The organism is Kitasatospora sp. NPDC002522, from assembly GCF_053595195.1.
This window is the reverse complement of record NZ_JBSFXE010000020.1, coordinates 1-23,847: the sequence shown is the minus strand read 5'-3', so window position 1 is coordinate 23,847 and position 23,847 is coordinate 1. Positions and strand designations below refer to the sequence as shown.

At 73.8% G+C, this 23,847-nt stretch carries 18 protein-coding genes; 13 read left to right on the top strand and 5 right to left on the bottom strand.

Going from position 1 to position 23,847, the window contains the following annotated elements:
- Positions 1-85 precede the first annotated feature (85 nt).
- Positions 86-487 carry a hypothetical protein gene (locus ACWD4U_RS18605; protein ID WP_363461157.1) on the bottom strand — a complete coding sequence of 134 codons (402 nt, stop codon included), beginning with the start codon at positions 485-487 and terminating at the stop codon, positions 86-88.
- A gap of 208 nt (positions 488-695) precedes the next feature.
- Between ACWD4U_RS18605 and ACWD4U_RS18600 the strand changes: the two genes are divergently transcribed.
- From ACWD4U_RS18600 to fxsA, 4 genes are all read left to right on the top strand, one after another.
- Entirely contained in the window at positions 696-1,136 is a 441-nt protein-coding gene (locus tag ACWD4U_RS18600; protein WP_363461155.1) for an Lrp/AsnC family transcriptional regulator, read from the top strand.
- 31 nt (positions 1,137-1,167) lie between these two features.
- Positions 1,168-2,772: an amidohydrolase gene (locus ACWD4U_RS18595; RefSeq protein WP_363461153.1), complete on the top strand. Its 1,605-nt coding sequence runs from the start codon at positions 1,168-1,170 to the stop codon at positions 2,770-2,772.
- Positions 2,773-2,869: 97 nt separating this feature from the next.
- Complete coding sequence (gene lnt, locus ACWD4U_RS18590; protein WP_363461151.1) at positions 2,870-4,468, top strand: apolipoprotein N-acyltransferase; 1,599 nt, start codon at positions 2,870-2,872, stop codon at positions 4,466-4,468.
- Between the two features lie 61 nt (positions 4,469-4,529).
- Positions 4,530-5,099 (top strand): FxsA family membrane protein, encoded by a 570-nt coding sequence (gene fxsA, locus ACWD4U_RS18585; protein WP_363461149.1) that lies wholly within the window; start codon positions 4,530-4,532, stop codon positions 5,097-5,099.
- Between the two features lie 124 nt (positions 5,100-5,223).
- Here fxsA and ACWD4U_RS18580 read toward each other — a convergent pair whose 3' ends face one another.
- From ACWD4U_RS18580 to ACWD4U_RS18570, 3 genes are all read right to left on the bottom strand, one after another.
- Positions 5,224-5,598 carry an RNA polymerase-binding protein RbpA gene (locus tag ACWD4U_RS18580; RefSeq protein WP_100887323.1) on the bottom strand — a complete coding sequence of 125 codons (375 nt, stop codon included), beginning with the start codon at positions 5,596-5,598 and terminating at the stop codon, positions 5,224-5,226.
- Positions 5,599-5,845: 247 nt separating this feature from the next.
- A complete protein-coding gene (locus ACWD4U_RS18575) occupies positions 5,846-7,447 on the bottom strand; it encodes a hypothetical protein (protein ID WP_363461147.1) in 1,602 nt (533 codons plus the stop codon).
- A 107-nt stretch (positions 7,448-7,554) separates the two neighbouring features.
- Positions 7,555-7,749, bottom strand: a complete 195-nt coding sequence (locus ACWD4U_RS18570) for a hypothetical protein (protein ID WP_014134294.1) — start codon at positions 7,747-7,749, stop codon at positions 7,555-7,557.
- A gap of 311 nt (positions 7,750-8,060) precedes the next feature.
- On the opposite strand from ACWD4U_RS18570, the gene ACWD4U_RS18565 reads away from it, so the two are divergent.
- The 7 genes from ACWD4U_RS18565 (at position 8,061) to ACWD4U_RS18535 (ending at position 17,236) form a co-directional block, all read left to right on the top strand.
- Entirely contained in the window at positions 8,061-8,486 is a 426-nt protein-coding gene (locus ACWD4U_RS18565) for an ankyrin repeat domain-containing protein (RefSeq protein ID WP_363461144.1), read from the top strand.
- A gap of 24 nt (positions 8,487-8,510) precedes the next feature.
- On the top strand, positions 8,511-8,993 hold the full coding sequence (locus tag ACWD4U_RS18560) for a GNAT family N-acetyltransferase (RefSeq protein WP_363461142.1): 483 nt from the start codon (positions 8,511-8,513) through the stop codon (positions 8,991-8,993).
- Positions 8,994-9,226: 233 nt separating this feature from the next.
- The gene (locus ACWD4U_RS18555) at positions 9,227-10,738 is read left to right on the top strand and encodes an endo-1,4-beta-xylanase (protein WP_363461140.1); all 1,512 of its coding nucleotides are present in this window, start codon (positions 9,227-9,229) and stop codon (positions 10,736-10,738) included.
- A gap of 120 nt (positions 10,739-10,858) precedes the next feature.
- The gene (locus ACWD4U_RS18550; RefSeq protein ID WP_363461138.1) at positions 10,859-11,740 is read left to right on the top strand and encodes a nucleotidyltransferase domain-containing protein; all 882 of its coding nucleotides are present in this window, start codon (positions 10,859-10,861) and stop codon (positions 11,738-11,740) included.
- Positions 11,737-12,282 (top strand): GNAT family N-acetyltransferase, encoded by a 546-nt coding sequence (locus ACWD4U_RS18545; RefSeq protein WP_363461136.1) that lies wholly within the window; start codon positions 11,737-11,739, stop codon positions 12,280-12,282. Before ACWD4U_RS18550 ends, ACWD4U_RS18545 begins: the two co-directional genes overlap by 4 nt.
- A gap of 112 nt (positions 12,283-12,394) precedes the next feature.
- The gene (locus ACWD4U_RS18540; protein WP_363461134.1) at positions 12,395-12,733 is read left to right on the top strand and encodes a Pepco domain-containing protein; all 339 of its coding nucleotides are present in this window, start codon (positions 12,395-12,397) and stop codon (positions 12,731-12,733) included.
- A gap of 9 nt (positions 12,734-12,742) precedes the next feature.
- On the top strand, positions 12,743-17,236 hold the full coding sequence (locus ACWD4U_RS18535; protein WP_363461132.1) for a caspase family protein: 4,494 nt from the start codon (positions 12,743-12,745) through the stop codon (positions 17,234-17,236).
- Positions 17,237-17,323: 87 nt separating this feature from the next.
- On the opposite strand, the gene ACWD4U_RS18530 is transcribed toward ACWD4U_RS18535, so the two are convergent.
- Positions 17,324-19,132: an alkaline phosphatase family protein gene (locus tag ACWD4U_RS18530; protein ID WP_363461130.1), complete on the bottom strand. Its 1,809-nt coding sequence runs from the start codon at positions 19,130-19,132 to the stop codon at positions 17,324-17,326.
- Positions 19,133-20,000: 868 nt separating this feature from the next.
- On the opposite strand from ACWD4U_RS18530, the gene ACWD4U_RS18525 reads away from it, so the two are divergent.
- Both ACWD4U_RS18525 and ACWD4U_RS18520 read left to right on the top strand, forming a co-directional pair.
- Positions 20,001-20,516, top strand: a complete 516-nt coding sequence (locus ACWD4U_RS18525; protein WP_363461128.1) for a hypothetical protein — start codon at positions 20,001-20,003, stop codon at positions 20,514-20,516.
- A gap of 261 nt (positions 20,517-20,777) precedes the next feature.
- Positions 20,778-23,567, top strand: coding sequence for an AfsR/SARP family transcriptional regulator (locus ACWD4U_RS18520; protein WP_363461126.1), 2,790 nt, complete (start codon positions 20,778-20,780; stop codon positions 23,565-23,567).
- The last annotated feature ends 280 nt before the right edge of the window (positions 23,568-23,847 follow it).

The following is a 23,847-nucleotide window of genomic DNA, read 5'->3' as shown; positions in this document are numbered from 1 at the left end:
ACGGGTTGGCATGAACCGGTTCAGTAGAGCCGTGGGTGATCCCGGAGGGCACCGGCGGTGCGGCGCCCTCGCCGAGACGTCGGACTCAGGCCGCGCGGCGGTCGCGCTGCACGGGCAGGAACGCCCGCACCGCGCGGTGGGCCCCGGCGTGCGAGAACGGCTGGGTGCGCCAGTCCAGCGCGGTGGGCAGCGCCACCAGCGACTCGAAGCCGTCCTGCGCCTCGTGCTCCTCGCACTCGGGCAGGTCCGCGGTGGGCGCGCCGGTGCCCCGGCAGATGGCGGGGGAGAAGGGGTGCCACGCGGAGGGCAGCACCGCGTGCTGGGGGAGGCTCTCCTCGTCCCCGATCAGGGCGATCGGGCGGTCGCACTCCGGGCAGTGCACCCGGACGATGTCCCAGGTGTCGGCCGCGCCCGGGTCCGCCCCGAAGGCGGGCTCGGGCGCGCTGCGTTCGTCCTCGACGTCGGGACGCTGGTCGGTGGAAGGCATCGGATCCCCCTCGGATCGGGCCGGAGTCTCTCGTTAGTCCGGGCCACCACCAGCACTTCCCTGTGACGGGGGGTCATAACCCTGCACTCCGGCGCACGATGATGCATCGTCTGTGTCCTTGGCCACATTCCGTTGGCATGTGCCCCCCGAATGCGCCCCCCGTGAGCTGTCTGCACAGCCCCCGCCGCATCGAGTAGGTTGACGCCTTGTGGAGGAACTCGACCAGCGCATCGTCCAGCTGCTGCTGCAGGACGGACGGATGAGCTACACCGACCTGGGCAAGGCCACCGGCCTGTCCACCTCGGCCGTGCACCAGCGGGTGCGCAGGCTCGAGCAGCGCGGCGTGATCCGCGGCTACACCGCGATCGTCGACCCCGAAGCGGTCAACCTGGCGCTCACCGCGTTCATCTCGGTCAAGCCCTTCGACCCCAGCGCCCCCGACGACACCCCCGAGCGCCTGGAGGGCCTGCCCGAGATCGAGGCCTGCCACAGCGTCGCCGGCGACGAGAACTACATCCTCAAGGTCCGGGTCCCCGGCCCCGGCGACCTGGAGGACCTGCTGGCCCGGATCCGTACCGCCGCCGGCGTCTCCACCCGCACCACGGTCGTCCTCTCCACCCCGTACGAGGCGCGCCCCCCGAAGCTCTGACCCCGCTGTCCGGAGTGCGAGACTGGTCGCCATGACCGAACGCACCGTCCGGACCGTGCTGCTGCGCGGCGGAAACGTCTACAGCCCCGCCGACCCGTTCGCCACCGCCATGCTGGTCGAGGGCGAGCACATCGCCTGGGTGGGCAGCGACGGAGCCGCCGAGGCGTACGCCGACACCGCCGACGAGATCGTCGAGCTGGACGGCGCGCTGGTCACCCCCGCCTTCGTCGACGCCCACGTGCACGCCACCGCCACCGGCCTGGCGCTCACCGGCCTCGACCTCACCGGCACCCCCACGCTCGCCGAGGCCCTGCACCGGATCGGCCGGTTCACCGCCGACTACCCCGGCGGCGTGCTGATCGGCCACGGCTGGGACGAGACCCGCTGGCCCGAGCGCCGCGCCCCCTCGCTCGCCGAACTCGACGCCGCGGCCGGCGGCGCCGCGCTCTACCTCTCGCGCACCGACGTGCACTCCGCGCTCGCCACCACCGCGCTGCGCGCCCTGGTCCCGGCGCTGACCGCCGCGCCCGGCTTCGACGCCGACGGCCCGCTCACCCGCGACGCCCACCACGCCGTCCGCCGCGCCGCGCTGGCCCACCTCACCCCCGAGCAGCGCCGCACCGCGCAACTCGCCACCCTGCGGCGGGCCGCCGAACTCGGCATCGGCGCGCTGCACGAGTGCGCCGGCCCGGACATCTCCTCCGAGGACGACCTCACCGCCCTGCTCGACCTCGCCGCCCGGACCCCCGGCCCCGAGGTGTACGGCTACTGGGGCGAGCTCGGCGCCGTCGACACCGCCAAGCGGCTCGGCGCGGTCGGCGCCGGCGGCGACCTGTTCGCCGACGGCGCCCTCGGCTCGCACACCGCCTGCCTGCACGACGCGTACGCCGACGCCCCGCACACCGGCACCGCCTACCTGACGGCCGCTCAGATCGCCGACCACGTCACCGCCTGCACCGAGGCGGGCCTGCAGGCCGGGTTCCACGCCATCGGCGACGCCGCGATCACCGCGGTCCTCGAGGGCGTCCGGGAGGCCGGGACGCGGCTCGGCGCGGCCCGGGTGAAGGCCCTGCGGCACCGCGTCGAGCACGCCGAGGCGCTCTCCTACGAGACCGTCGCCGCGTTCGCCGAACTCGGCCTCACCGCCTCCGTCCAGCCCGCGTTCGACGCCGCGTGGGGCGGACCGTCCGGCATGTACGCCGAGCGGCTCGGCGCGGAGCGGGCCGCGGCGCTGAACCCGTTCGCGGCGATGCTGCGGGCCGGCATCCCGCTGGCCTTCGGCTCCGACGCCCCCGTCACCCCGCTCGACCCGTGGGGCACGGTGCGGGCCGCCGCCTTCCACCGCACCCCCGAGCACCGGATCTCGGTCCGCGCCGCCTTCACCGCCCACACCCGCGGCGGCTGGCGCGCCCTCGGCCACGACCAGGACGGCGTGCTGGTCCCCGGCGCCGTCGCCTCCTACGCGATCTGGGCCACCAGCGACCTGGTCGTCCAGGCCCCCGACACCCGCATCGCCGGCTGGTCCACCGACCCCCGCTCCGGCACCCCCGGCCTCCCCGACCTCACCCCCGGCGAGCCCCTCCCCACCTGTCTGTGCACGGTGGTCCGCGGCGAGACGGTGTACACGCGTCCCTAGGACGCACCACCCGGGGCCCTGCGGGGTGCGCGAGGGGCAGTCCCCCGTTTGGCTTATCCTCGGTGGACGTCGTCCGAGGTAGAGAGGTCGTGCGCAGGTGGCACTGCCCGTTTCGCAGGAGCGCCCGGGGGCCCGGGGGTGGTGGGTCCGGACGGGGCTCGCCGCGGGGAGCGGGCTGGCCATGGCGCTGGCGTTCCCGCCGTACGACCTGTGGCCGTTGTCGATCGTCGGGGTGGCGGGGCTCGCGCTGCTGACCCGGGGGCGGCGGGCCCGGCACGGGGCGTGGCTGGGCTTCGCGTTCGGGGTGCCGTTCTTCGTGGTGCTGCTGTCGTGGCTGCGGGTGATCGGCTGGGACGGCACGGTCGGCCTGTCGGTGATCGAGGCGGGCTTCGTGGCGCTGATGGGCGCCGGGCTGGCGCTGACCTCGAGGCTCAAGGGCTGGCCGCTGTGGGGCGCGATGCTCTGGGTGACCCAGGAGTGGGCGCGCGACCGGCTGCCGTTCGGCGGGTTCCCGTGGGGCCGGCTGGCGTTCGCCAACACGGCCAGCCCGTACACGCCGCTGGCGGCGCTCGGCGGCGCCCCGCTGGTGACCTTCGCGGTGGCCCTGACCGGCACCCTGCTCGCCTGGGCGGCGCTGCGCCTGCGTTCGGCTCGTAGGACGGCCACCGTGCCGCCGGTGCGCGCGGCGGCGTTCGGCTCGCTCGGCGCGGTCGCGCTGGTGCTGGTCGGCTACCTGGTGCCGGTGCCGACCGGGGCGGCCGACACCGTGAAGGTGTCGATCGTCCAGGGCAACGTGGACCGCCCCGGCATGGACTTCCTGGGCCGCCCGATGGAGGTGCTCAACAACCACGCCTCCGCCACCGAGCAGCTCGCCGCGGACATCGCGGCCGGCAAGGTCGCCAAGCCGGACGTGGTGATCTGGCCGGAGAACGCCTCCGACCTCGACCCGTTCACCGACCCCGCCGCGCGGGCCCGGATCGACGAGGCCGTGCAGTCGGTCGGCGTGCCGACCCTGGTCGGCGCGCTGGTGGACGGCCCCGACGCGCAGCACGTGCAGAACGAGGGCATCGTCTGGGACCCGGTGACCGGCCCCGGCGACTCGTACACCAAGCAGCACCCGGTGCCGTTCGGCGAGTACGTGCCGTTCCGCTCCGAGCTGTCCCAGGTGATCACCCGCCTGCAGCGGGTCGCCCGGGACTTCTACCCCGGCAAGGGCAGCGGCGTGATGCAGCTCGGCCCGGCCAGGATCGGCGACGTGATCTGCTTCGAGGTGGCGTACGACGAGATCGTCCGCGACACCGTCAACCAGGGCGGGCGGGTGCTGGTCGTGCAGACCAACAACGCCACCTACGCCAGGACCGGGCAGACCGAGCAGCAGCTGGCGATGTCCCGGCTGCGGGCGGTGGAGCACGGCCGCGCGGTGCTGATCGCGGCGACCAGCGGCGTCAGCGCGGTGATCACGCCGGACGGCTCGGTGGTGATGCGCAGTCAGGAGCTCGACCAGGAGGTGCTGAACGCGGTGGTCCCGCTGCGCGACGGCACCACGGTGGCCGACCGGGTGGGCGCGGTCCCGGAGTGGGTGCTGGCCCTCGGCGGGCTGCTGGCCTGCGGCGTCGCGGTGGCGGCCGGGGTACGGCGGCGCCGCGCGGTCGGAACACCGCAGGACGCCGACACGTTGTCCACGGTGGCGCCGTAGACGCGGCCGGAGACTCCGGCCGGTGCGGAAGAGCGGCACCGCGATGGAGTGGATTCGTACCGTGACCCAGCAAGCAACCCCGTCCCGTCCGGCGCGCCGCGGGCGGCTCGCCAGGATCATGCCGCTGCTGATCGCCGCCTGGGTGGTGCTGGAGATCTGGCTGGTCACGGTGGTGGCCGGCGCGATCGGCTGGTTCCTGACGCTGGTGCTGCTGCTCGCCGGGGTGTTCCTCGGCGGCGCGGTGATCAAGCGGGCCGGGGCGCGCGCCTTCCGCGCCGCGGTCGAGCAGTCCCGCGACCCGCAGTCCGCGCAGCCGCAGACCGGCACCAGCATGACGGTGCTGGGCGGCCTGCTGCTGATCCTGCCGGGCTTCCTGTCCGACCTGGTGGCGGTGACCTTCCTGCTGCCGCCGACCCGCGCGCTGTGGCGCACCCTCGGCCGCCGGGTCACCGGCGCCGCGCTGCGCTCCACCGCCCCGCTCGGCACCGACACCTTCGCCGACGCCGCGCGCCTGCAGGAGCAGCTGCGCATCCACCGCCCGGACGGCAAGGTCATCCAGGGCGAGGTCGTCGACCCGCCGACCGGCCCGCAGGGCCCGGACACCGCCTACCGCCCGCCGATCACCCCGTGAGTCTCGCCGCCTGAGACGTGGGAAAGGTCTGAGACGTGGGAAAGCCGAAGGGCCCCGGAATCCGGGGCCCTTCGGCAGTGGTGCGGTGTTCGCGCTTGCTGTGTTCGCGCTTCTCGGGGACCTGCTACGCGGACTTGCGCGAGTCGCGCGGGTGGACGGCGAGGTTCATGCCGCCCGAGCGGAGCACGGCCAGCCGTTCGGCCAGCACCTCCTCCAGCTCCTCGCGGGTCCGACGCTCCATCAGCATGTCCCAGTGGGTGCGGGTGGGCTTGGTCTTCTTCTCCTCCGGCTCCTCGCCGTCGAGGAGCATGGCCTCCTGGCCACAGAACCGGCACTCCCACACCGAGGGGATCTCCGCTTCCACGGAGAACGGGACCTCGAAGCGGTGTCCGTTCTGACATGCGTATTCGACGGTCTGGCGCGGCGCCAGATCAATACCGCGGTCGGTCTCGTAGCTCGTCGCCCCGAGTCGCGTGCCGCGGAGAGCTCGCTCGCTCATGAATCGTGCCTCCCGGGCTTCTTGCCCACAGGACTAGTGGTCGCTGTCTTCGTCGGTGGGTCCAACGTTCGGCCTTCGACGAAGATTCCCGTCCCGGGACATGCGTCGCCTGTCGTGCCGCCCCTGTTTGTACCCATGGTCGCCCGATTTGTCACATCTGAGCGGTGATATCACCCGGCGTGTCACATTTTGTACACACTCTGACCGGAACAGGGAAGCGACACGGCGGCACCTTTCCCGGGTTGCTTCACCACACCGGACGGGGCTGCCCCGGCGCGCCGTCCTTGGACAGCTCCACCGACAGGTCCACCCCGACCGGCTCGACCACCACCTCGGCCGGCACCGGGTCGGGCGCGGCCGCCTCGGTGCGGGTGTCGCGGTGCGGGAGCAGGGCGATCACCGCGTCGCGCAGCCGGGCGGGGGCCTCCTCGTCCAGCGGGTCGACGGTGACCGGGACCTGGACGCGGACCGGGGCGGCGGTGCCGATCCGGGCGTAGCCGCGGCCGGGCGGGGTCTGCGCGGCGGGCGCGATGTCCAGGGCCACGCCGAGTGCGGCGGAGCCGGAGTCGGCGGTCACCGGGCCGAGCACCACCCGGGCGCGGGTGCAGGTGCGCACGGTGGGAGAGATCCGGTCGCGGGCCTCCAGGTCGTCGACGAAGACCACCGTGACCCGCGCCGCCCGGCCATGGCGCAGCGGGACCTCCAGCAGCTCCTGCGGGTCGGTGCGGCCCTCGGCGTGGGCCAGTTCGGACAGCTCGGTCGGGTGGTCCAGCAGGATCCACAGCGGACGGGTGACGTCCTCCGGCGCGGCCACCCCGTGGTGGCGGGCCGCGTTCAGCGCGACCAGCCGGCGCTCGGTCTCCTGCGCCACCCACTCCAGCGCGGCCAGCGCCCCGTGCAGGCTGGTCTCCACGGTGTGCACGCCCGGGCGGTTGACCAGGCAGGCGTGCTCGCCGGTGCCCGCGCCGTCCACCACCACCAGGTCGCCGTGCGGCAGCGCCTGCAGCGCGATCGAGCGCAGCAGCGTGGAGGTGCCGAACCCGGCCGCGCCGAGCGCCAGCAGGTGCGGCTCGGCGGAACGCGGCCCGACCCGCCAGACCACCGGCGGCTGCTGCTCGGTGACCAGCCCGTCCTGGCTGATCGGAATGCTGCGGTGGCTGCCCGAGCCGTCGGTGAAGCCGAGGACGATCTCGCCCGGCGCGGTGACGAAGCGCTGCGCGACGATGTCGGCGGGCAGCGGTGCCAGCGCCGTCACCCGCAGCCGGTTGGACTCCTCGTCCCAGTCGAAGCGGTACTCCCGGGTGCGGCCCGCCTTGCCCTGCACCACCTGCTCGATCCGGGCCCGGGCGGCCGGCTCGGTGTCCGTGAAGTACGGCGGGTAGGCCAGCTCCAGCGCGGCGAGCTTGCCGTCCGCGTCGAACTCCCAGCTGCCGAACGCCTGCTTGTAGCTGCCGTCCAGGCTGTACATCGGGCAGACGTCGTCCAGCCCGCCGAGGTACGGGGTGAGCGCGGCGTACAGCGCGGTCAGCTTCACGTCCGCGACGTCCGGCTCGGGCGTGCGCGGCGCCCTGGGACTGCGGCCGACCCAGGCGGCGGAGGCGACCAGCGCGACGACCGCCAGCAGCGGGCCGTGCGGCAGCAGGAAGACGCCGACCAGCACGGCCACGGCGACCAGCAGCGTCGGGCCGCGCCGCTCCTTCGGGGTGGCCGCCCAGCGGGCCTTCGCCCAGTCGGCGTGGCGGCGCAGGCCGCGCCCGATCAGCGCGAGCGGGGCGAACATGTCGGCGGCGTGGTCGCCGGCGGTGCGGGCGAGGTCGCGGCCCCGGGTGAGGTGGCGGTTGAGGGGCATGGGGGGCTCCGAGGACGGGTGGGACGGGGGGACGGCCGGCCGGGGCCGGATGTGGCGAAAGGCCCGGGCGGTGGGATCCGCGCCCGGGCCGGGAAGAGCTGGGCCCGTCAGAACTTCAGGCCGCCGATCAGACTGGCCAGGCTCGCACCGCCCGCCTGGATGCTCGGCGCGATCGAGGAGCCCGCGACGTAGAACCCGAACAGCGCACACACCAGGGCGTGGGAGATCTTCAGCCCGTCCCGGCGGAAGAACAGGAAGGCGATGACGCCGAACAGAACGATGCCGGAGATGGAGAGAATCACGGGATGCTCCTCACGAGGGGCGGGGACAGTGTGACGGAAAGTCTCTTTATCGTGACAAGAAGTAACGGCTGATGCGGTGCGGCAAACGGGTGGATCTGTCCGGACCGACCGGATCGGCGGTATACGTCCAGCGGGCCGGACCCGGCGCACTCAGGCGTCCCCACGCCGGGCGCCACTCCTCCCGGCGTGCTCGGTTTTCGCTCGAACGGCCGTCTGGAACCACACTCGGGTGGCGTCCGATAGCGTTCTCGATTGGCACGACCACGACGCCGGAAGCCCCCGCGGGGCCCCGAACTGAGAGGCAGCACGCCATGACCGAGTCCACCCCGTCCACCGCAGGCCAGCCCGACGCCGAGGTGATCGCCCTGGCCGGCAAGCTGTTCGACGCCGCCCGCGCGGGCGACGCCCAGCTGCTCGCCGCCTACCTGGACGGCGGCGCCCCGGCCAACCTCTCCAACGAGGGCGGCGACTCCCTGCTGATGCTCGCCGCCTACAACCAGCAGGCCGCCGCGGTCTCCGTGCTGCTGGAGCGCGGCGCCGACCCCAACCGGGCCAACGACCGCGGCCAGACCCCGCTGGCCGGCGCCGTCTTCAAGGGCTCGGTGGAGATCGTCGACGCCCTGCTCGCGGCCGGCGCCGACCCGCACGGCGGCGTCCCGTCCGCCCTCGACGCGGCCCGGATGTTCGGCAAGCACGAGCTGATCGCCAAGCTCACCGCCCCCGCCGCGGGAGCCTGAACCCGGCTCGTACCCTAGGTACCCATGGAGATCCGCACCACCGGCTTCGGACACCCCGACGCCCAGCAACTCGCCGCCGAGGTCCAGCAGGAGTACGTCCGCCGCTACGGCGAGGGCGACCTGACCGTCATGGCCACCGACCACTTCGACCCGCCCGCCGGGCTGTTCGTGGTCGGCTACCTGGACGGCCGGCCGGTGGCCTGCGGCGGCTGGCGGGCCAAGGAGTCCGACGCCGACGGACTGCGCGCGGGCGACGCCGAGCTGAAGCGGATGTACGTGGTGCCCGCCGCCCGCGGCAAGGGCTACGCCCGCGCCGTGCTGCGCCACCTGGAGCGGACCGCGGTGAGCGCCGGCCGCACCCGCCTGGTGCTGGAGACCGGCGACCAGCAGCCCGAGGCGATCGCGCTGTACGACTCCGAGGGGTACCTGCCGATCCGGAAGTTCGGCTACTACAAGGACTACGAGAGCAGCGTCTGCATGGGCAAGGAGCTCGCCGACGTGCTGTAACTTTCGCTCCGCGCACGGCAGTCGCAGCGGCCGCGACCCCGCCTGACGGGGCCGCGGCCGCTGCGCGTCCGCCCGCTGCGCCGCAGGTCGGGGCGGGGGCGTCGAAGCACCGTCGAACCGGTGTCGAATCCGGGCCGTCCGACGGTCCGCCGGGTGCCGTGCGGGGTCCGTTGCCGGGGCCGGAGCGGGGACCGTACGTTCCGGATCCCACCCACCCCCGGAAGGACGAACCCATGGCTGCAGCAGTGCGCCGCCCCGGACCGGAACGGCGGCCCGAGCGCCGCGAGACGCCCCGCCCCGGCCGCCGCGCCCTCGCCGCGCTGGCCCTCGCCGCGGCCGGCGGCCTGCTGGCCGCCGCCGTCGGCAGCTCGGCCACCGCGGCCGGGCCCACCCTGCGTGACCTCGCCGAGGCCAAGAGCCGGTACGTCGGCACCGCCCTCGCCGTGTCCAACCTCTCCAACTCCACCGTCGCCGGCCTCGCCGGCACCCAGTTCGACATGGTCACCCCCACCAACGAGATGAAGTGGGACACCACCGAGGCCTCCGACAACAACTTCAACTTCGGCCCCGGCGACCAGATCGTCTCCTTCGCCAAGGCCCACAGCATGCGGGTCCGCGGCCACACCCTGGTCTGGCACAGCCAGCTCCCGTCCTGGGTCTCCAACCTGCCCGCCGCCCAGGTCCAGGCCGCGATGGAGGACCACGTCACCACCGAGGCCACCCACTACAAGGGCCAGGTCTACTCCTGGGACGTCGTCAACGAGCCCTTCAACGAAGACGGTTCGCTGCGGTCCAGCCCGTTCACCAACGCGATGGGCGTCGGCTTCATCGCGGACGCGCTGCGCACCGCGCACGCCGCCGACCCGAACGCCAAGCTCTACCTGAACGACTACAACATCGAGGGCCTGGGCGCGAAGAGCGACGCCATGTACCAGCTGGTCTCCTCGCTCAAGTCGCAGGGCGTGCCGATCGACGGGGTCGGCTTCGAGAGCCACTTCATCACCGGTCAGGTCCCCAGCAGCCTGAAGGCCAACATGCAGCGCTTCACCGCGCTGGGCGTGAACGTCGCCGTCACCGAGCTCGACGACCGGATGCCCGTCCCCGCCAGCTCCGCCAACCTCGCCCAGCAGGCCACCGACTACGCCAACGTCTTCAACGCCTGCCTGGCCGTCACCGGCTGCGTCGGCGTCTCCCAGTGGGCCGTCGGCGACCCCGACTCGTGGATCCCCGGCTTCTTCTCCGGCTACGGCGCGGCCACCATGTACGACGACAACTACCAGCCGAAGCCCGCGTACAACGCCGTGGCCACCGCGCTCGGCGGCTCGGTCAGCGCCAGCCCGTCGCCCTCCGGCTCGCCGTCCTCCTCCGCGTCGCCCTCGCCCTCGTCGTCACTCTCTTCCTCGCCTTCGTCCTCGCCGTCCGGTGGGGCCGGGTGCAAGGTGAGCGCGGTGGTGAACGGCTGGAACACCGGGCTGACCGAGAACCTCACCGTCACCAACACCGGCTCCACCGCGGTGAACGGCTGGGCGCTGACGTTCACCCTGCCCGGCGGACAGGCCGTCACCAACTCCTGGAACGCGACCATCGCTCCGGCCTCCGGGCAGGTCACCGCCACCAACCTGAGCTACAACGCGGCCATCGCCCCCGGCGGCACCGCGAGCTTCGGCTTCCAGGCCAACCACACCGGCAACGCCGCGGCCGCCACCGGCTTCACCCTGAACGGGGTGGCCTGCACGACCGGCTGACACCGGTCCGTACCACGGGTGCGCGGCAGGAGCGGGTCGGCGCTCCCGCCGCGCACCCGTCCGCGCGCCGCGGGGAAATTGCCTGGCGGGGCGGGGGCGGGTCCGGCAGGGTGGCTGGCGATGAGCACTTCACGAACGACCGGTGGGGCGGACGCCGCTGCTGCCACGGGCGGCGAGCTGGCCGACGGCGAGCTGCGGCGGATCGCCGCGCGGCTGGTGCGGGTCCGCGGTGTGGTGGGCGTCTGCCTCGGCGGCAGCCGCGCGCGGGGCGCGGCGGCGCCCGGGTCCGACTACGACCTGGGCCTCTACTACCGGCCGGGCACGCTCGACACCGAGGCGCTGCGCCGGCTGGCCGCCGAGCTCTGCGGTGCCCCCGTCGAGGTCGCCGAACCCGGCGGCTGGGGTCCGTGGGTGGACGGCGGGGCCTGGCTGGAGATCGCCGGCGCCCGCGTCGACTGGATCTACCGCGACCTCGCCCGGGTCCGCCACTACGCCGCCGAGGCCCGGGCCGGCCGCTACGAGACCGGCGTGCAGCCCGGGCACCCGTACGGGGTGCCGTCCTACGCCTACGTCGGCGAACTCGCGCTCGGCCGGGTGCTCGCCGACACCGACACCGAACTGACCCTCCTGCAAGCCGAACTCGCCCCCTTCCCACCCGCGTTGGCCGCCCGCCTGGAAGCCGACGCCGCCTGGGAGGCTCCCTTCCTGCTGGCGAACGCCCGCAAGGGCGCGAAGCGCGGCGACGCCGCCTACGTGTCCGGCTGCCTGTTCCGCACCGTCGGCCTGCTCGCCCACGCCCTGCACGGCCGAGCCGGCCGCTGGCTGATCAACGAGAAGGGCGCCATCACCGCCACCGCCCGACTCTCCTGTGCCCCACCGGACTTCGCCCACCGCGCGCAGTGCCTCTTCACCCCCGCCGCCACCGACCCGACCGCCCTCGCCGCCCTCCTGGACGCCGCGGACGCGCTGACGGCGGACGTGCTGGGAGGTGGGGTCGCATGAGCGCTGCGGTCGAACTGACCACCGCGCGGCTGCGGTTGAGGCAGTGGCGGGAGGACGACCTGGAGCCGTGGGCGGCGATGAACGCCGATCCGGAGGTGCGGCGGCATCTCGGGCCGGTGCTGACGGGGGAGCAGGCGGTGGCGTCGATGGCGGGGTTTCAAAGGGAGTTGGGGGAACGGGGCTGGGGCTGGTGGGCGGTGGAGGCGGTCGACGGCGGGGAGTTCCTGGGCTTCGCCGGGCTCGACCCGGTCGATGAGGAGATGCCGTTCGACGGGGTGGAGATCGGCTGGCGGCTCAAGCGCGCCGCCTGGGGCCACGGCTACGCCACCGAGGCGGCACGCGCCGTCCTGCGGTACGGCTTCGAGGAGTTGGGCCTGCCGGAGATCCTCGCGGTCACCGTGCAGGACAACCTCCGCTCCCGCGCGGTGATGGAGCGGCTCGGCATGACGTACGACCCGGCCGACGACTTCCTCGACCCGACCGTCCCGCCCGGACCCCTCCAGCGCGGCGTGCTCTACCGCCTCGCGAGGCCGAGTAGCTGACGGTACGTCAACCGCCCGAGGAATCACGGTGATCGACTTCGGCTCGGGGCCGCCGATGATTATCCTCTCTGCTGACGACGGAACGACCGTCGCACGGGGCGGGGGAGCAGTGGTGGACGAGCCGGGGCGTGCGGAGCTGGACTCGCTGGTGTTCTGGGTCACCGACGGCGAGGAGCCAGACGGCGAGGGCGGTGCGGAGACCATGGGCGTCTTCGGCCGCGGCCGGGAGGCGGTGCTGCGCCGGGTGCCGCTCGGTCCGCTGCGCAGGAACCTGGACGAGACGGTCGGTGCGTTGCAGGAGCTGTTCGAGCGGATCGCCGAGAAGGGCGGACCGCTGCCGCTGAAGGAAGTGCAGCTCAGCTTCGAGGTGTCGGCCGCCGGCGGGATCCAACTGGTCGGCACCGGCCAGGTGCAGGGCACCCGGGGGATCACCTTCGTCTTCGGTCGCTGAGACCGCCCGGTGGCGGGTTTCGCGGCGCTGCTGATCGGCGCCAGCGACTACGAACAGCGCGGCATCACCCCGCTGCCGTTCGTCCGGGGCGACCTCGAGCGCCTCGGCGAGGCGCTCACGGCGCGCGGTGTGCGGGTGGTGACGCCGCGTCCGCGCGGGCAGGTCAGCGCCAACTTCGTCAACGGCGAGGTCAGCGACTTCCTGCGGCAGGCCCGGAGCGGCGACAGTCTGCTGATCTGCCTGACCGGCCACGGCCTGCACGCCAACGGCCACGACTACCTGATCCCCGAGGACCTGCACCCCGCCGTGACCCCGCTGTGGCGCGGCTGCGTCGCCATCGACTGGCGCCAGGAGGTGGAGAACACCCGCGCCGCGCAGGTGCTCTTCCTGATCGACGCCTGCCGCGAGGGCGTCCAGCAGGACACCATGGGCGCCGTCGGCTGGGCCAGCGGCAAGGCCCTCGCGGTCGCCGGCCGCAAGGTCGCCCACCTGTACGCCTGCTCGCCGGGCCAGGTCGCGCTCTTCGTCGGCGCGCGCCGCTCCTCCCCCGAGGGCTCGTTCAGCCTGTTCTCCCGCGCGGTCCGCGACGTCCTCGCCGAACACCCCGCCCCGCTCGACCTCGAACAGCTCCGCATCGCCACCCAGGACCGCATCGACCGCCTCCACCGCGACCACGCCAAGCCGGGCCCGCCCCAGCGCATCCGCGTGCTCACCGACGTCGACCAGACCGCGTTCCAGGTGGCGGGCCCGCTGCTGATCGAACCACCGCCACCGGTGGCGGAGTTGACCGCCGCGGTCGGTGAGGTCCGGTCGATGGCGCCGGACTTGGCGGCCCCGCCCGCGCCGAGCGATCCGCGCGAGCTGCTGGCCGCGGCGCTGCTGGACGTCCTGGGCTACGGGCGCACCGAGCGCCTCGCCCAGTTCGCCGCCGTCGGCCCGGCCGGCGACCTGGTGGAGCTGGGCCTGCAACTGCGGCCGGAGGTCGTCGAGGTGATGTGGGCGGCCGCGGCCCGCGCCCGTCCGGTCGACGGGTTGGTGGAGCTGGCCGGTCTGCTGTGGGACCGCGGCCAGCGGTCGGCCGGCGAGCAGTTGGTGGTGGCGGCGGTGCAACTGCGCGCGGCCGAGGAGCTGTTCGCGGCGCTCGACGCCGCCGTCGGAGAGCCCGGCCACCGGTTGCGGGCGGTCGCGCTGGACGGGCTGCTGCGGCTGCCGGCTCATCAACTAGCGCAAAGCATAAGGGGGTTGCGGGAGGCCGGGCGGGCCGAGACGGTCGAGCTCGCACTCTCCGGGCCTCGAACGGTGGAGGAGCTGCCCGACCTGCTGGCCGCGCTCGTTGCGGCCGGCCTGCACGCGGAGGCCGAGCGGCTGCTCGCGGAGGCCGCGCGGGACTGCGCCGCCGAGGAGATCGACTTCCTGCTGCGCTCCCTGCCCGAGGACGGTGCGGCCGGTCGCACCGGCGTGGTCGGCGCGCTGGCCACCGGCGCACTGGACCGGCTGGTCCGCTGGGCGGCGTTGCGCGGGCCGGACGACCCGGGGGCGTTCGTGGCGTCGGTGCTGGGTGCGGCGGTCCGGCAGCGGAACGACCTGCCCGCGCTGCTGATCGCGTTGCGGGAAGGGGCCGGTCCGGAGCAGGTGCAGGCGGCCAGGCTGGTCTGCGCCGGACTCGAAGCGGTGCGCCTGGAGGCCCTGGTGGGGCAGCTGCTGGAGCTGGGCGAGACCGCCGAGGCGGGCGAGCTCGTGGCGTTCGGCCTGACCTCGTTCCGGCCCGTGGAAGCGGCCCGGCTCGCGGCGGCGCTGTACGCGGGCGGGCAGGCGGAGCAGGCCGGGAGCCTGCTCGCCGCGCTGGCGGGGGCCGACGTGCCGGAGATGGGCGCCTTCCTCCAGGAGGCCGGGCAGGGCGCCCTGCTGGACGCGGCCGTCGAGCGGCTGGCCGACACCCTCGCCCCGGAACGCGTCGCCGACCTGGTCGCCGACCTGAGGGGGCGTCAACTTCTCTCGCTGGCCGAAATCCTGCGCGGCGCCGTGCTCTGGCGGCGCCCGGCCGCCGAGCTGCTGATCCTCCTGGCGACCGCGCGTGAGGAGGACCGTCCGGGACTGGTCGAACGGATCGGCGCACTGCCGCACCCCGCTGAGGACCTGGCCACGCTCATCGCGATGCCCGGCCACCCGGAACTGCAGGCCGCGTACGGGCCGGCGATGGCCCATGCGGCGATTCCCGCTCATCGCGGGGAGGCGCGGACCGAGGTGCTCGGCGAGCTGTTCGCCCGTCAGGGCGATGCCGCCGACCTGATGATGCGGCAGCTCGCCGAGTCCGGACCGGGCTCGGACCACCTGCGCGTGGTCCTGTGGCTGGCGGACCACGGCCATCCCGCACGGGCCACGGAGCTGGTGCAGTACGCCGGCACGACCCGCGGACCGGAGAAGGCGGCCGAGCTCGCGCTGGGCCTGCTGACCTCCCGATACCCGGACCTGGGCCGGCGCCTGCTCGTCCGGTTCGCCCAGGACGCCTCGGGCTCGGACGTGGTGCGGCTCGCCGAGACGCTCGGGCACCACCGCATCGGTCCCGTCCCCGAGGCCATCGCGGACCCCGAGGGGTACCGGGAGACCGCCCGGGAGGGCCACGCGCTGCTGCAGCGGCACGCCGGGCAGCGAGGCGTACCGGCCTTCGCCGACCTGCTGCTGGCCGTCGACTCCTGGTGGGGCGACCACGACGTCCAGATCGGCGTCAGCCGTGACCAGTGGCTCGCGGCGCCGCTGGACCCCACGCTGCTGCTTCGTGCCTTCCTGGCGGCCCGCCAGGTCAGCGAGGCGGGCACCCTCCTCGAGCTGCTCGCGACCGGGGGCACGGTCGGACCCGTGCTGGCCCCTGCGGTCTGGACCCACGCCGCCGCGCTGTTCAAGGCCGCTCGACTCTCCCAGCGGCCCGCGCACGTGGCGTACCTCCTGACGGCCTTCGGGGGAGTGCCGCCGCGCCGGTTCCCGGCGCTGCAACGGGTCCTGGTCGAACTTCGGGCGGACGACGGCACGGTGGACGCGGCGCGGATCCTGGAGCAGGTGGCGCGGCGCGAGTCGGTGGAGGACCTGGGCGCGCTGCTGCTCTACCTGCACCGGAGGCTCACCCACGTGGCCGACTTCGCCGCGGTGTCCCGGATCGCCGCGGAACGACCGAACGACCAGGTCGCGCGGATCGTGGCGAGCCTGCGGGAGGAGCCGCGCGCGCAGGCCGCCTTCCTGCTGGCGTACGCGGTGACGGTGACCTGGGACCGTTCGCGGAAGCTGATGGTCAGTCTGGCCGCACAGGGCCAGAGCGAGTTGGCGACCACGCTGCTCAGGGCGGCGCCGTGGAACCGGACCCCGGTGGCGCTGGCCGACCTGCTGACGGAACTCGCACCGGCACTGGCCGACACCCGGCAGTCGGAGCCGGTGCCGCTGCTGGCCGCGGTGGTCGACGGGCAGGAACTCGAGGTGGTGGCGGCGCTGGTGGCCGCCGGCGCCGACCTGCGCCCGCGGGAACTGGCGCTCACCGGGATCGCCCGCTCGGCGAAGGTGGTGTCGCTGTGGGAACTGATGCTGGCTCGGGGCTGGTACGGGGACGCGGCCCGACTGACCACGCTCGTCGAGAGCGGGCCGGGGGCCGACCCGGCGCACTGGTACGAGGACCTGGTGGCGTCCGGGGTCGAGGTCGACGCGGCGGAGTTCCTGCGGGCCGCCGGTGCGGGCGGGACGCCACCCGACCTGTTGCGGGGAGCCCACTCCTACGCGGCCAGGGCGGCGGCGGCGATGTTCCGCCCGCCGGAGGACGTGGCGGTGATGCTGGCGGTGGTGGCCGACATCCACCACCGGGTGCCCGAGGTCAGCGGGGTGCTGGCGCTGGCCCGGCCGGTGCCCGAGCTGGCGGAGATCCTGCACCTCGCGGCGTCCGGCCGGGGCAGGCCGGCGCTGCCGCTGGTGCTGTCCACGGCGATCGACCGGCGACGGATGCGCCGCGTCGTCGACCTGGTGGAGGAGGCCGGCCGGCCCGAGCGGGCGGGCCTGCGCGAGGAGTTGGCCACGGCGGTGCTCGAAGGCCGCGGCGCGCCTGTGAACCTCACCGCGGTGTGGGACGCCGGGCACCGGAAGACCGTGCTGGACCTGGCGGACGCCATGGTGGCGGCGCCCGCCCGGCTGGTGGATCCGCTGGCGGTGTACCTGACCGCCGGCTGGATCCCACCGGAGGCGGCCGAACCGCTGGTGGACACGTACTGCCTGCGGCGCACCCCGGCCGATGTCGCCGCCCTGCTGCTCAGCCTGCAGAAGCAGCCGGCCGACGCGCTGGTGAGTCGGGGGCTGATGGTGCTCGCGGTCCTGCGGAAGCCGGAACTCGGCTCATACGAAGGAGAGTTGGCGCGCCATCCGGGAGGCCGCCAGCTCGCGGCGCGGCTGCGTGCCGTGACCCGCGATCTGGCGGAGGACGGGCCCCCGCCTGAGCCGGGGCGCTGGCGCTTCTGGCGGCGGGAGGAGTGACCCCGGGCGCAGTGCCCTGGGACCGCTCCTCCCGTCCGTCGCCGCCGAGAGCGTCTGACGCGCCGTCGGATCAGGAAGGGCTCCGGGTCAGCCGACGGTCAGGGTGAACGGGCCGGCCAGGGGGGTGTAGCCGTCGTTGGCGAGGTAGTAGGCGTCGTAGCGGCCGGGGCTGGTCAGCTTGCCGGTGGGGAGGGTGACCGCGCCGCTCTGGTTGGGGGTGTAGGCCCAGGCCAGGGAGGACTGCGAGCCCGGGGTGACGCCGGCCGGGTAGATGCCGACCCAGTTCTTGGCGCTGATCTGGGCGGTGGTGGGCAGGGCGTAGCGGAGGGTGACGTTGCCGCCGCCGGTGACCGCGTTCAGGTCGCCGGTCAGCGTCGGCACGGTGGCGGTGGACGGCGCGAAGGCGGCGTTCAGCGGCGTGGCGTAGGTGTCGTTGCCGGTCAGGCCGGGGAGGTCGAGCGCGGACTCGATGGTGCGGCCGATGCCGTAGTGGTCGTAGTGCAGGGGGCTGCTGGTGCCGGCGGGGACGGTGCCCTGGGAGCCGACCACGACGGTGGCGACGTGGTTGTAGCTCTCGTTCTGGCTCTCGTCCCAGGTGAGCAGGAGCAGGGAGCGCTGCTGGGTCCACGCGGGGGAGGACAGCACCGGGGCGAGGGTCTGGTTCAGCCAGCCGTCCTGGACCTTCAGGCTGGTGGCGCTGCCGTTGCCGGAGGCCTCGCCGTCGTAGTAGTCGTCGGCGGCGATCCAGGAGAAGTTCGGGGTGGTGGCGGCCGACTTCAGGTCGGTGGTCAGCTGGGTGGTGTCGAAGAGGTGGGCCGCGCAGCGGGCCGGGTTGCCGCTGATGTCGGTGTAGTTGATGAACGGCGCGTCGTCGGGCATGTACTCGCTGTCGTACGCCTTGGTGGTGTTGCAGGGGGTGCCCATGCCCTGCTCGTAGGCCTTCCAGCTCTTGCCGGCCGCCTCGATGGTGTCGCCGAGGTTGCGCTGCGGGGAGTTGATGTTGGGCCAGTACGTGGCGCCCTTGGTGTAGGTGTCGCCGCCGGCGATCGCCAGGTAGTTCTCGTCGCTCGGGTGGTAGACGCCCCGCGCGTCGGTGAGGGTGGCGCCCCGGGACATCAGGCTGTGGATGAACGGGGTGTCCGCGGGGTCGTTCATGATCTGCGCGTAGTCGGTGTTCTCCATCATGACGACGAAGACGTGGTCGTAGCCGGGCACGCGGGAGGCGGGCGGGGTCACCGGCGCGGGCGCGGCGACCGGGGTGTTCAGGGTCAGCGAGAGGTTGTCCAGGTAGCCGGACTCGTTCGAGGTGGACAGGAACTGCACCTCGACCTGGATCGACCTGGTCCCGGCCGGGACGGCGCCGCCGGTGCTGCGGGACAGGAACTTGGTGGCCAGGCCCCGGTCGGTCGCGGAGACCGTCGGCAGCTTGGCGGTCGCGCCGAGCGGGTGGCCGCCCGCGTCCCGGAAGTGCAGGCCGACCGCGACGTACCCGCCGTAGACCGTCCAACCGCCCAGCCAGCCCGAGAGGTTGTAGCTCACGCCACCGCCGTCGATGGCGGTCGCCGCGGACGAGACGTCGACGATCTGCGACATCGAGCCGTCGCCGAAGTTGCCGGGGCCGAAGAACGCCTTGCCGGGGACGTTGCCGTCGCCCGGCAGGCCGAAGGCGGCGGTCGAGTGGCACATCTGGTCCACGGCGCCGGCCTGCACCGTCCAGCCGGGGACGGTGGAGGCCGCGCTCCAGTCGGTGGTGCAGTAACCGCCGCTCTCGGCATCGCCGTTGACGATCAGGTTGCCGCTGCTGCCCGCCGCCTGCGCGGGGGCGGCGACGACCAGCGTGCCGAGCAGGGGGAGGGCGGCGAGCAGCCCGCCGAGTGAGCTCCGACGCAGTGCCATGAGAGGTACCTCGTCCCGTTGGTGAGGGTGGATGCCATGGCGGTCTGCCATGAACGGGACATGAATACCGGCCGGTGTCGTCCACCGGAAGAACTCCGGCCCAACTTGGCCAAACAACTTCGCGATCTCGATAACGGTTGGCGTGCGCGCCTTCCGGAAGTGGTGGCGGCTGCCAGTGGGAGGAACCACCGGTGGGAGCCCGACGGTGAGGTGCCGTCAGATCAGTTGGCAGAAAGTCGGACGAGCCTCTGACCTGGACAGCTCGAGGCGACGACGGGTCCGAGCGACGGACGCTCCTGCGAGCGCATCCGGCTGCGGGCCGTGGATCGCTTCGAGGGCGGGGAGGGATGGCGCTCTCGTCGGCACCGGTCATCCTCCAGCCGACGCAGTAGCGCACCGTGCGGTGGTCAGTGGTTCGAGGTACTGGAGCAGGCCGTGGGTGGCCCGCTGAACCCGAGGGCGGGGCGGAGCCGTTGAAGGGAGTGAGGCCGTCTTCCCCAGAGGGTCTCGCATGTAGGACAGGTGCGGTCCGGGGTCCCTGAACCCCGGACCACCACGAGAGAGGGGCCGCCCCCAGGGGCTGCCCCTCTCTCCTGGCGTGCCCGCCACGGTGCTGAGGGGCGCCCAGCTTGCCGCCCACGCCGAATATGCCGACCGCGGCTCCGATGTCGGCGGACCAGGCAGCGGAGCGGACCGCGGACTGCCTCGTCCCCATCGCGCGGTGCACCGGTGATGGGGCGGGCCGGGGTGACCGTTCGGCCGGACGACGCCCCCGGCTGAACCCGGCCGTCTGCTCACCCGTGAAGCGTGGCGACGGACCGTTCGCGATCAGATGCGCAGGAGACCCACCGTGAGACGCAGACACCTCGTGGCCGTCGGGCTGACCCTGATGCTCGTCCGGCCCCTGGGGGCGGCGGCCGCGGCGACCGGCGGGCACACCGAGGCGTTCGTGGTGACCTTCTGCGCCTCCCCCGACAACGACGCGCCCGGAACCACGACGACTGCCTGCCCTGCGGTACACCAGCACGCTGGTGGCACCGGTACGTTCGCCGACCCGATGACGCCGGCCTCGGACCGGTACGAGCTGCCGGTCGGCACCGTCGTCCACAGTCCTGCTCCGGTGCCGGCGGTCATGAGTTCGGGAGCCTCGGCGGTCGAATCGGTCACGGGCTCCGAGTCCGCACAGTCGCCCGCCCCGAGTACCTCCGTCGCGCCGCCCGCGTTCCCGGCTGCGCCGACCTCGTTCGCGGGCTCGTCTCCTCGGGAGCGGCTCGCCGGCTCGGGACGTTCTGTCCTCGCGCCGATGATCCTCGGCGCCATGCTCCTGGGTCTTGGCCTCGTCGCTCTCGTGATCGCGGTTCGGCGGTCGACTCGGCACCGGTGATGTGCGACGGGTGCGAGCCGATACCCCATCAGAACGGGGTCGAGATTGCCGACACGGAACGAGGTGGCGTGGGGTGGTGGAGGTGCGGACGGTGTGGGCCACGCCGGCGGACGGCACCCCGGACGGCGGCTGCCGGAGTCACTTTGGATGCCCCTGGCCGGACTCGCCGGGGGCCAGTAGCCTGAGGCCTGGTCGGAGCGGGTGCACGGGCGCGCGAGTGCGTCGGTGACGGGGACGGGCGGACGGCGGGAAGCGGGTCGGATGCGGGTACTGGTGCTGGGCCGCGTCGAACTGCGGGACACCGACGGCCGGTTGGTGGAACTCGCCGGTGCCAAGCGCAGGGCCGTGCTGGCGCTGCTGGCCGTGCGGCTGGGCCGGGTCGTCCCGCTGGAGGACTTCGCCGCCCTGCTGTGGGAGGGCGATCCGCCCGCGCAGTTCCGGGCGGTGGTCCAAGGCCATGTCGCCGCGCTGCGCAAGAGCTTGAACGGTTCGCAGCTGGTTCTGGAGACCCACTCGGCCGGCTATCTGCTCCGCGGGCCCGCCGACGCCGTGGACGCCCAGGAGTTCGTGGAACTGACCGACCAGGCGGCACGTGCCGGAGCGGAAGCCGGGCAGCTCCACCGGAAGGCACTCCATCTGTGGCGCGGAGCGGCGCTGGCCGACCTGCCCGCCAACACAGCCCGCGAACGGCTGGCCGCGCCGCTCGAGGAGGCCCGTGCGCAGACCCTCGAGGCCTGGGCCGCATACGAACTGGCCCGGGGGGACGGCCAGTCGATGGTGCCGCTGCTGGAGTCCGCCGCGCTCGCCCAGGATCTGCGCGAACCGACCGTCCGCCTGCTGATGCTCTGCCTCCACCAGGCGGGCCGCCAGGCCGACGCCCTCGATGTCTACCAGCGCACCCGGGAACGGCTGGAAGGCGAGTTCGGCATCGAGCCGGGCCCCGGCCTCGCCGAGGCACTGGCCACCGTGCTCGGCCGGAGCGAGACCGACGGGGCAGGGCCCGCCGACGAGCCGGCGGAGTTCCTCGTGCCCAGGTTGCTGCCACGCGAACCGGTCGGATTCGTCGGGCGCGACAAGGAGTGCGACTGGCTCGACCGAGTCTGCGGCGCCCGACCCGACCGTATCGGCGTCGCGGCCGTCGTGGGCCCGGCCGGAATCGGCAAGAGCGCGACGGTGGTGCGATGGGCACGCTCCCGCTCCGACAGCTTCCCCGACGGTCAGCTCTTCATCGACCTGCGCGGCTTCCACGCCGGCGGCTGCGTGCCCGCGGAGGAGGCGCTGGCGCGCTTCCTGGTCGCCCTCGGCGTGCCCGAGCGTCAGATCGCCGACGACCTGGAGGGCCGCGCGGCGCGCTACCGGGAGGAGACCGCCGGTCGGCGGCTGCTGGTCGTGCTCGACAACGCGGCCGACACCGAGAACGTCGGGCCGCTGCTCCCGGCCGGCAGCGGCTCCGCCGTCGTCGTCACCAGCCGCAACGACCTACAGGACCTGGCGGTCGCCGAGGGCGCCGAACTGCTCACCGTCGGTACGCTCCCCCGTGACGAGGCGCTCGGGCTGCTCGGCCGGCTGCTGGGCCAGAGCCGGGTGGCCGCCGAGTCTGCCGCAGCCGACCGGTTGATCGACCTCTGCGGCAGCGTTCCGCTGGCCCTGCGGGTGGCCGGGGCCCGGCTCGCCGCCCGGCCCGGGTGGGCGTTGGCCGATCTCGTCGCCGAACTCGACGACCGGGCCACCCGCCTGCGCCGCCTCGACACCGGCGGCGGCGCCGGTGTCGGCGCAGCACTCGATCTCACCGTGGCCGCCCTCTCGCCGGAGGCCGCCCGGCTGCTGGCACTGCTGGCGCTGCACCCCGGGCAGTCCGTCGACGCGTCGAGCGCCGCCGCCCTGCTGGGCAGCTCGCTCGCGGTGACCCGCCGTGCCCTGGGCGCGCTCGCCTCGTACTACCTCGTCACCGAGACGAGCCCCGGCCGCTACGACCGGCACGACCTGATCCGCCTCTACTGCGAGGAACTGCTCGCCCTGGCCTGCGGCCCCCGCGAACAGGCCGAACGGTTCGGCGCCCTGCTCGACGGCTACCTCGCCGCCACGGCACAGGCCGCCGGACTGCTCGCCGGGCCGCACGAGTGGGTCGCGACACCCGCGGGCGACAGTCCGCCGACCCTGCCCCGGATGGTGGACGGCCGCAGGGCACTGGCCTGGTTCCGGGCCGAGGAGCCCGCGATCCGAGCGCTCGTCGAACGCGCCGCCGACACCGGCGACCACGACCGCGCCTGGGGCATCGCGGTGAACTGCACGGCGCTCTACTACGGCGCGGCGCCGCTGACGGACTGGCTGCGCTGCGCCCAGGCCGGGGCGCGCGCCGCCGAGCGGAGCGGGCAGCCGCTCGGCCGGGCCGTGGCCGGCACCGCGCTGGTGCTCGCACTCAGCGAGAGCGGCCGGGCCGATGAAGCCCGCCCACACATCGACCGCGCTGTCGCGGCGGCGGAGGAACTCGGCGACTGGTATCACCGCACCCGTGCCCGGCTGGGCTCCGCCGTGCTGAATCTGCGCCTCGGGTTGACGGACCAGGCCCTGGCCGACTGCGACGCCGCCCGGCGCATCGACCGGAGCACCCCCGAAGGCAGCGCAGGCATCGCGCGCGGCCTCGACGCCGAGTGCGCGTGGCTGGAAGCCAGGGTCAGGCTCCGGGCGGGCGAGGCCGGTGCTGCGCTGGAGTGCGCGCGCGAGGCTCGGGAGACGCTCGGCGACGAAGCCGCCGTCGTCTCCAATCTGTACCTCTCCATCCTGCTGGTCGAGGCCGAGGCCCTGGGTGCGCTCGGCCTCAGTGTCGAGGCCGAGCGGGCCTGGATGTACGTGGTGGACCTGTGCCGAACCGCCCAGGGTGCCCACCTGCTCGCCCGGGCGCTGCAACTGGCGGGCGAGTTCTTCGCTCGGCAGGGGCGAGCCGAAGCCGCCCGCGACCATCTGCTCCAGGCCGCCGAGCTGGTCCGGGCCCGCGGCAACCGGCCGCTGGCCGATCGGTTGGCCGAGACGGTGCGCCGCCTTCAGGGCTGACCGGGCGGCAGGAGCCGGTGAGCGACCGTCCCGGTGCGGGTGAACCGCTACTCGAAGGGCGAACGTTCAGCCTGGCAAGGCCCGGCCGTGCCGTCCGAACTCGGTGGTGACCAGGTCCTCCCATCTGTCCCTCCACCGGCCGAGGGTGCTCAGGTGGCGTGGAGGAGAGCCAACGAGTGAGGTGCTGTTGTCGTGTCGATCAATCCTTCGCCTGAGATCGCGGGGTTCTTCTCGTTCGTGACGGGGATGCCGTGGCCGGAGGCGGATGAGGATCTGATGC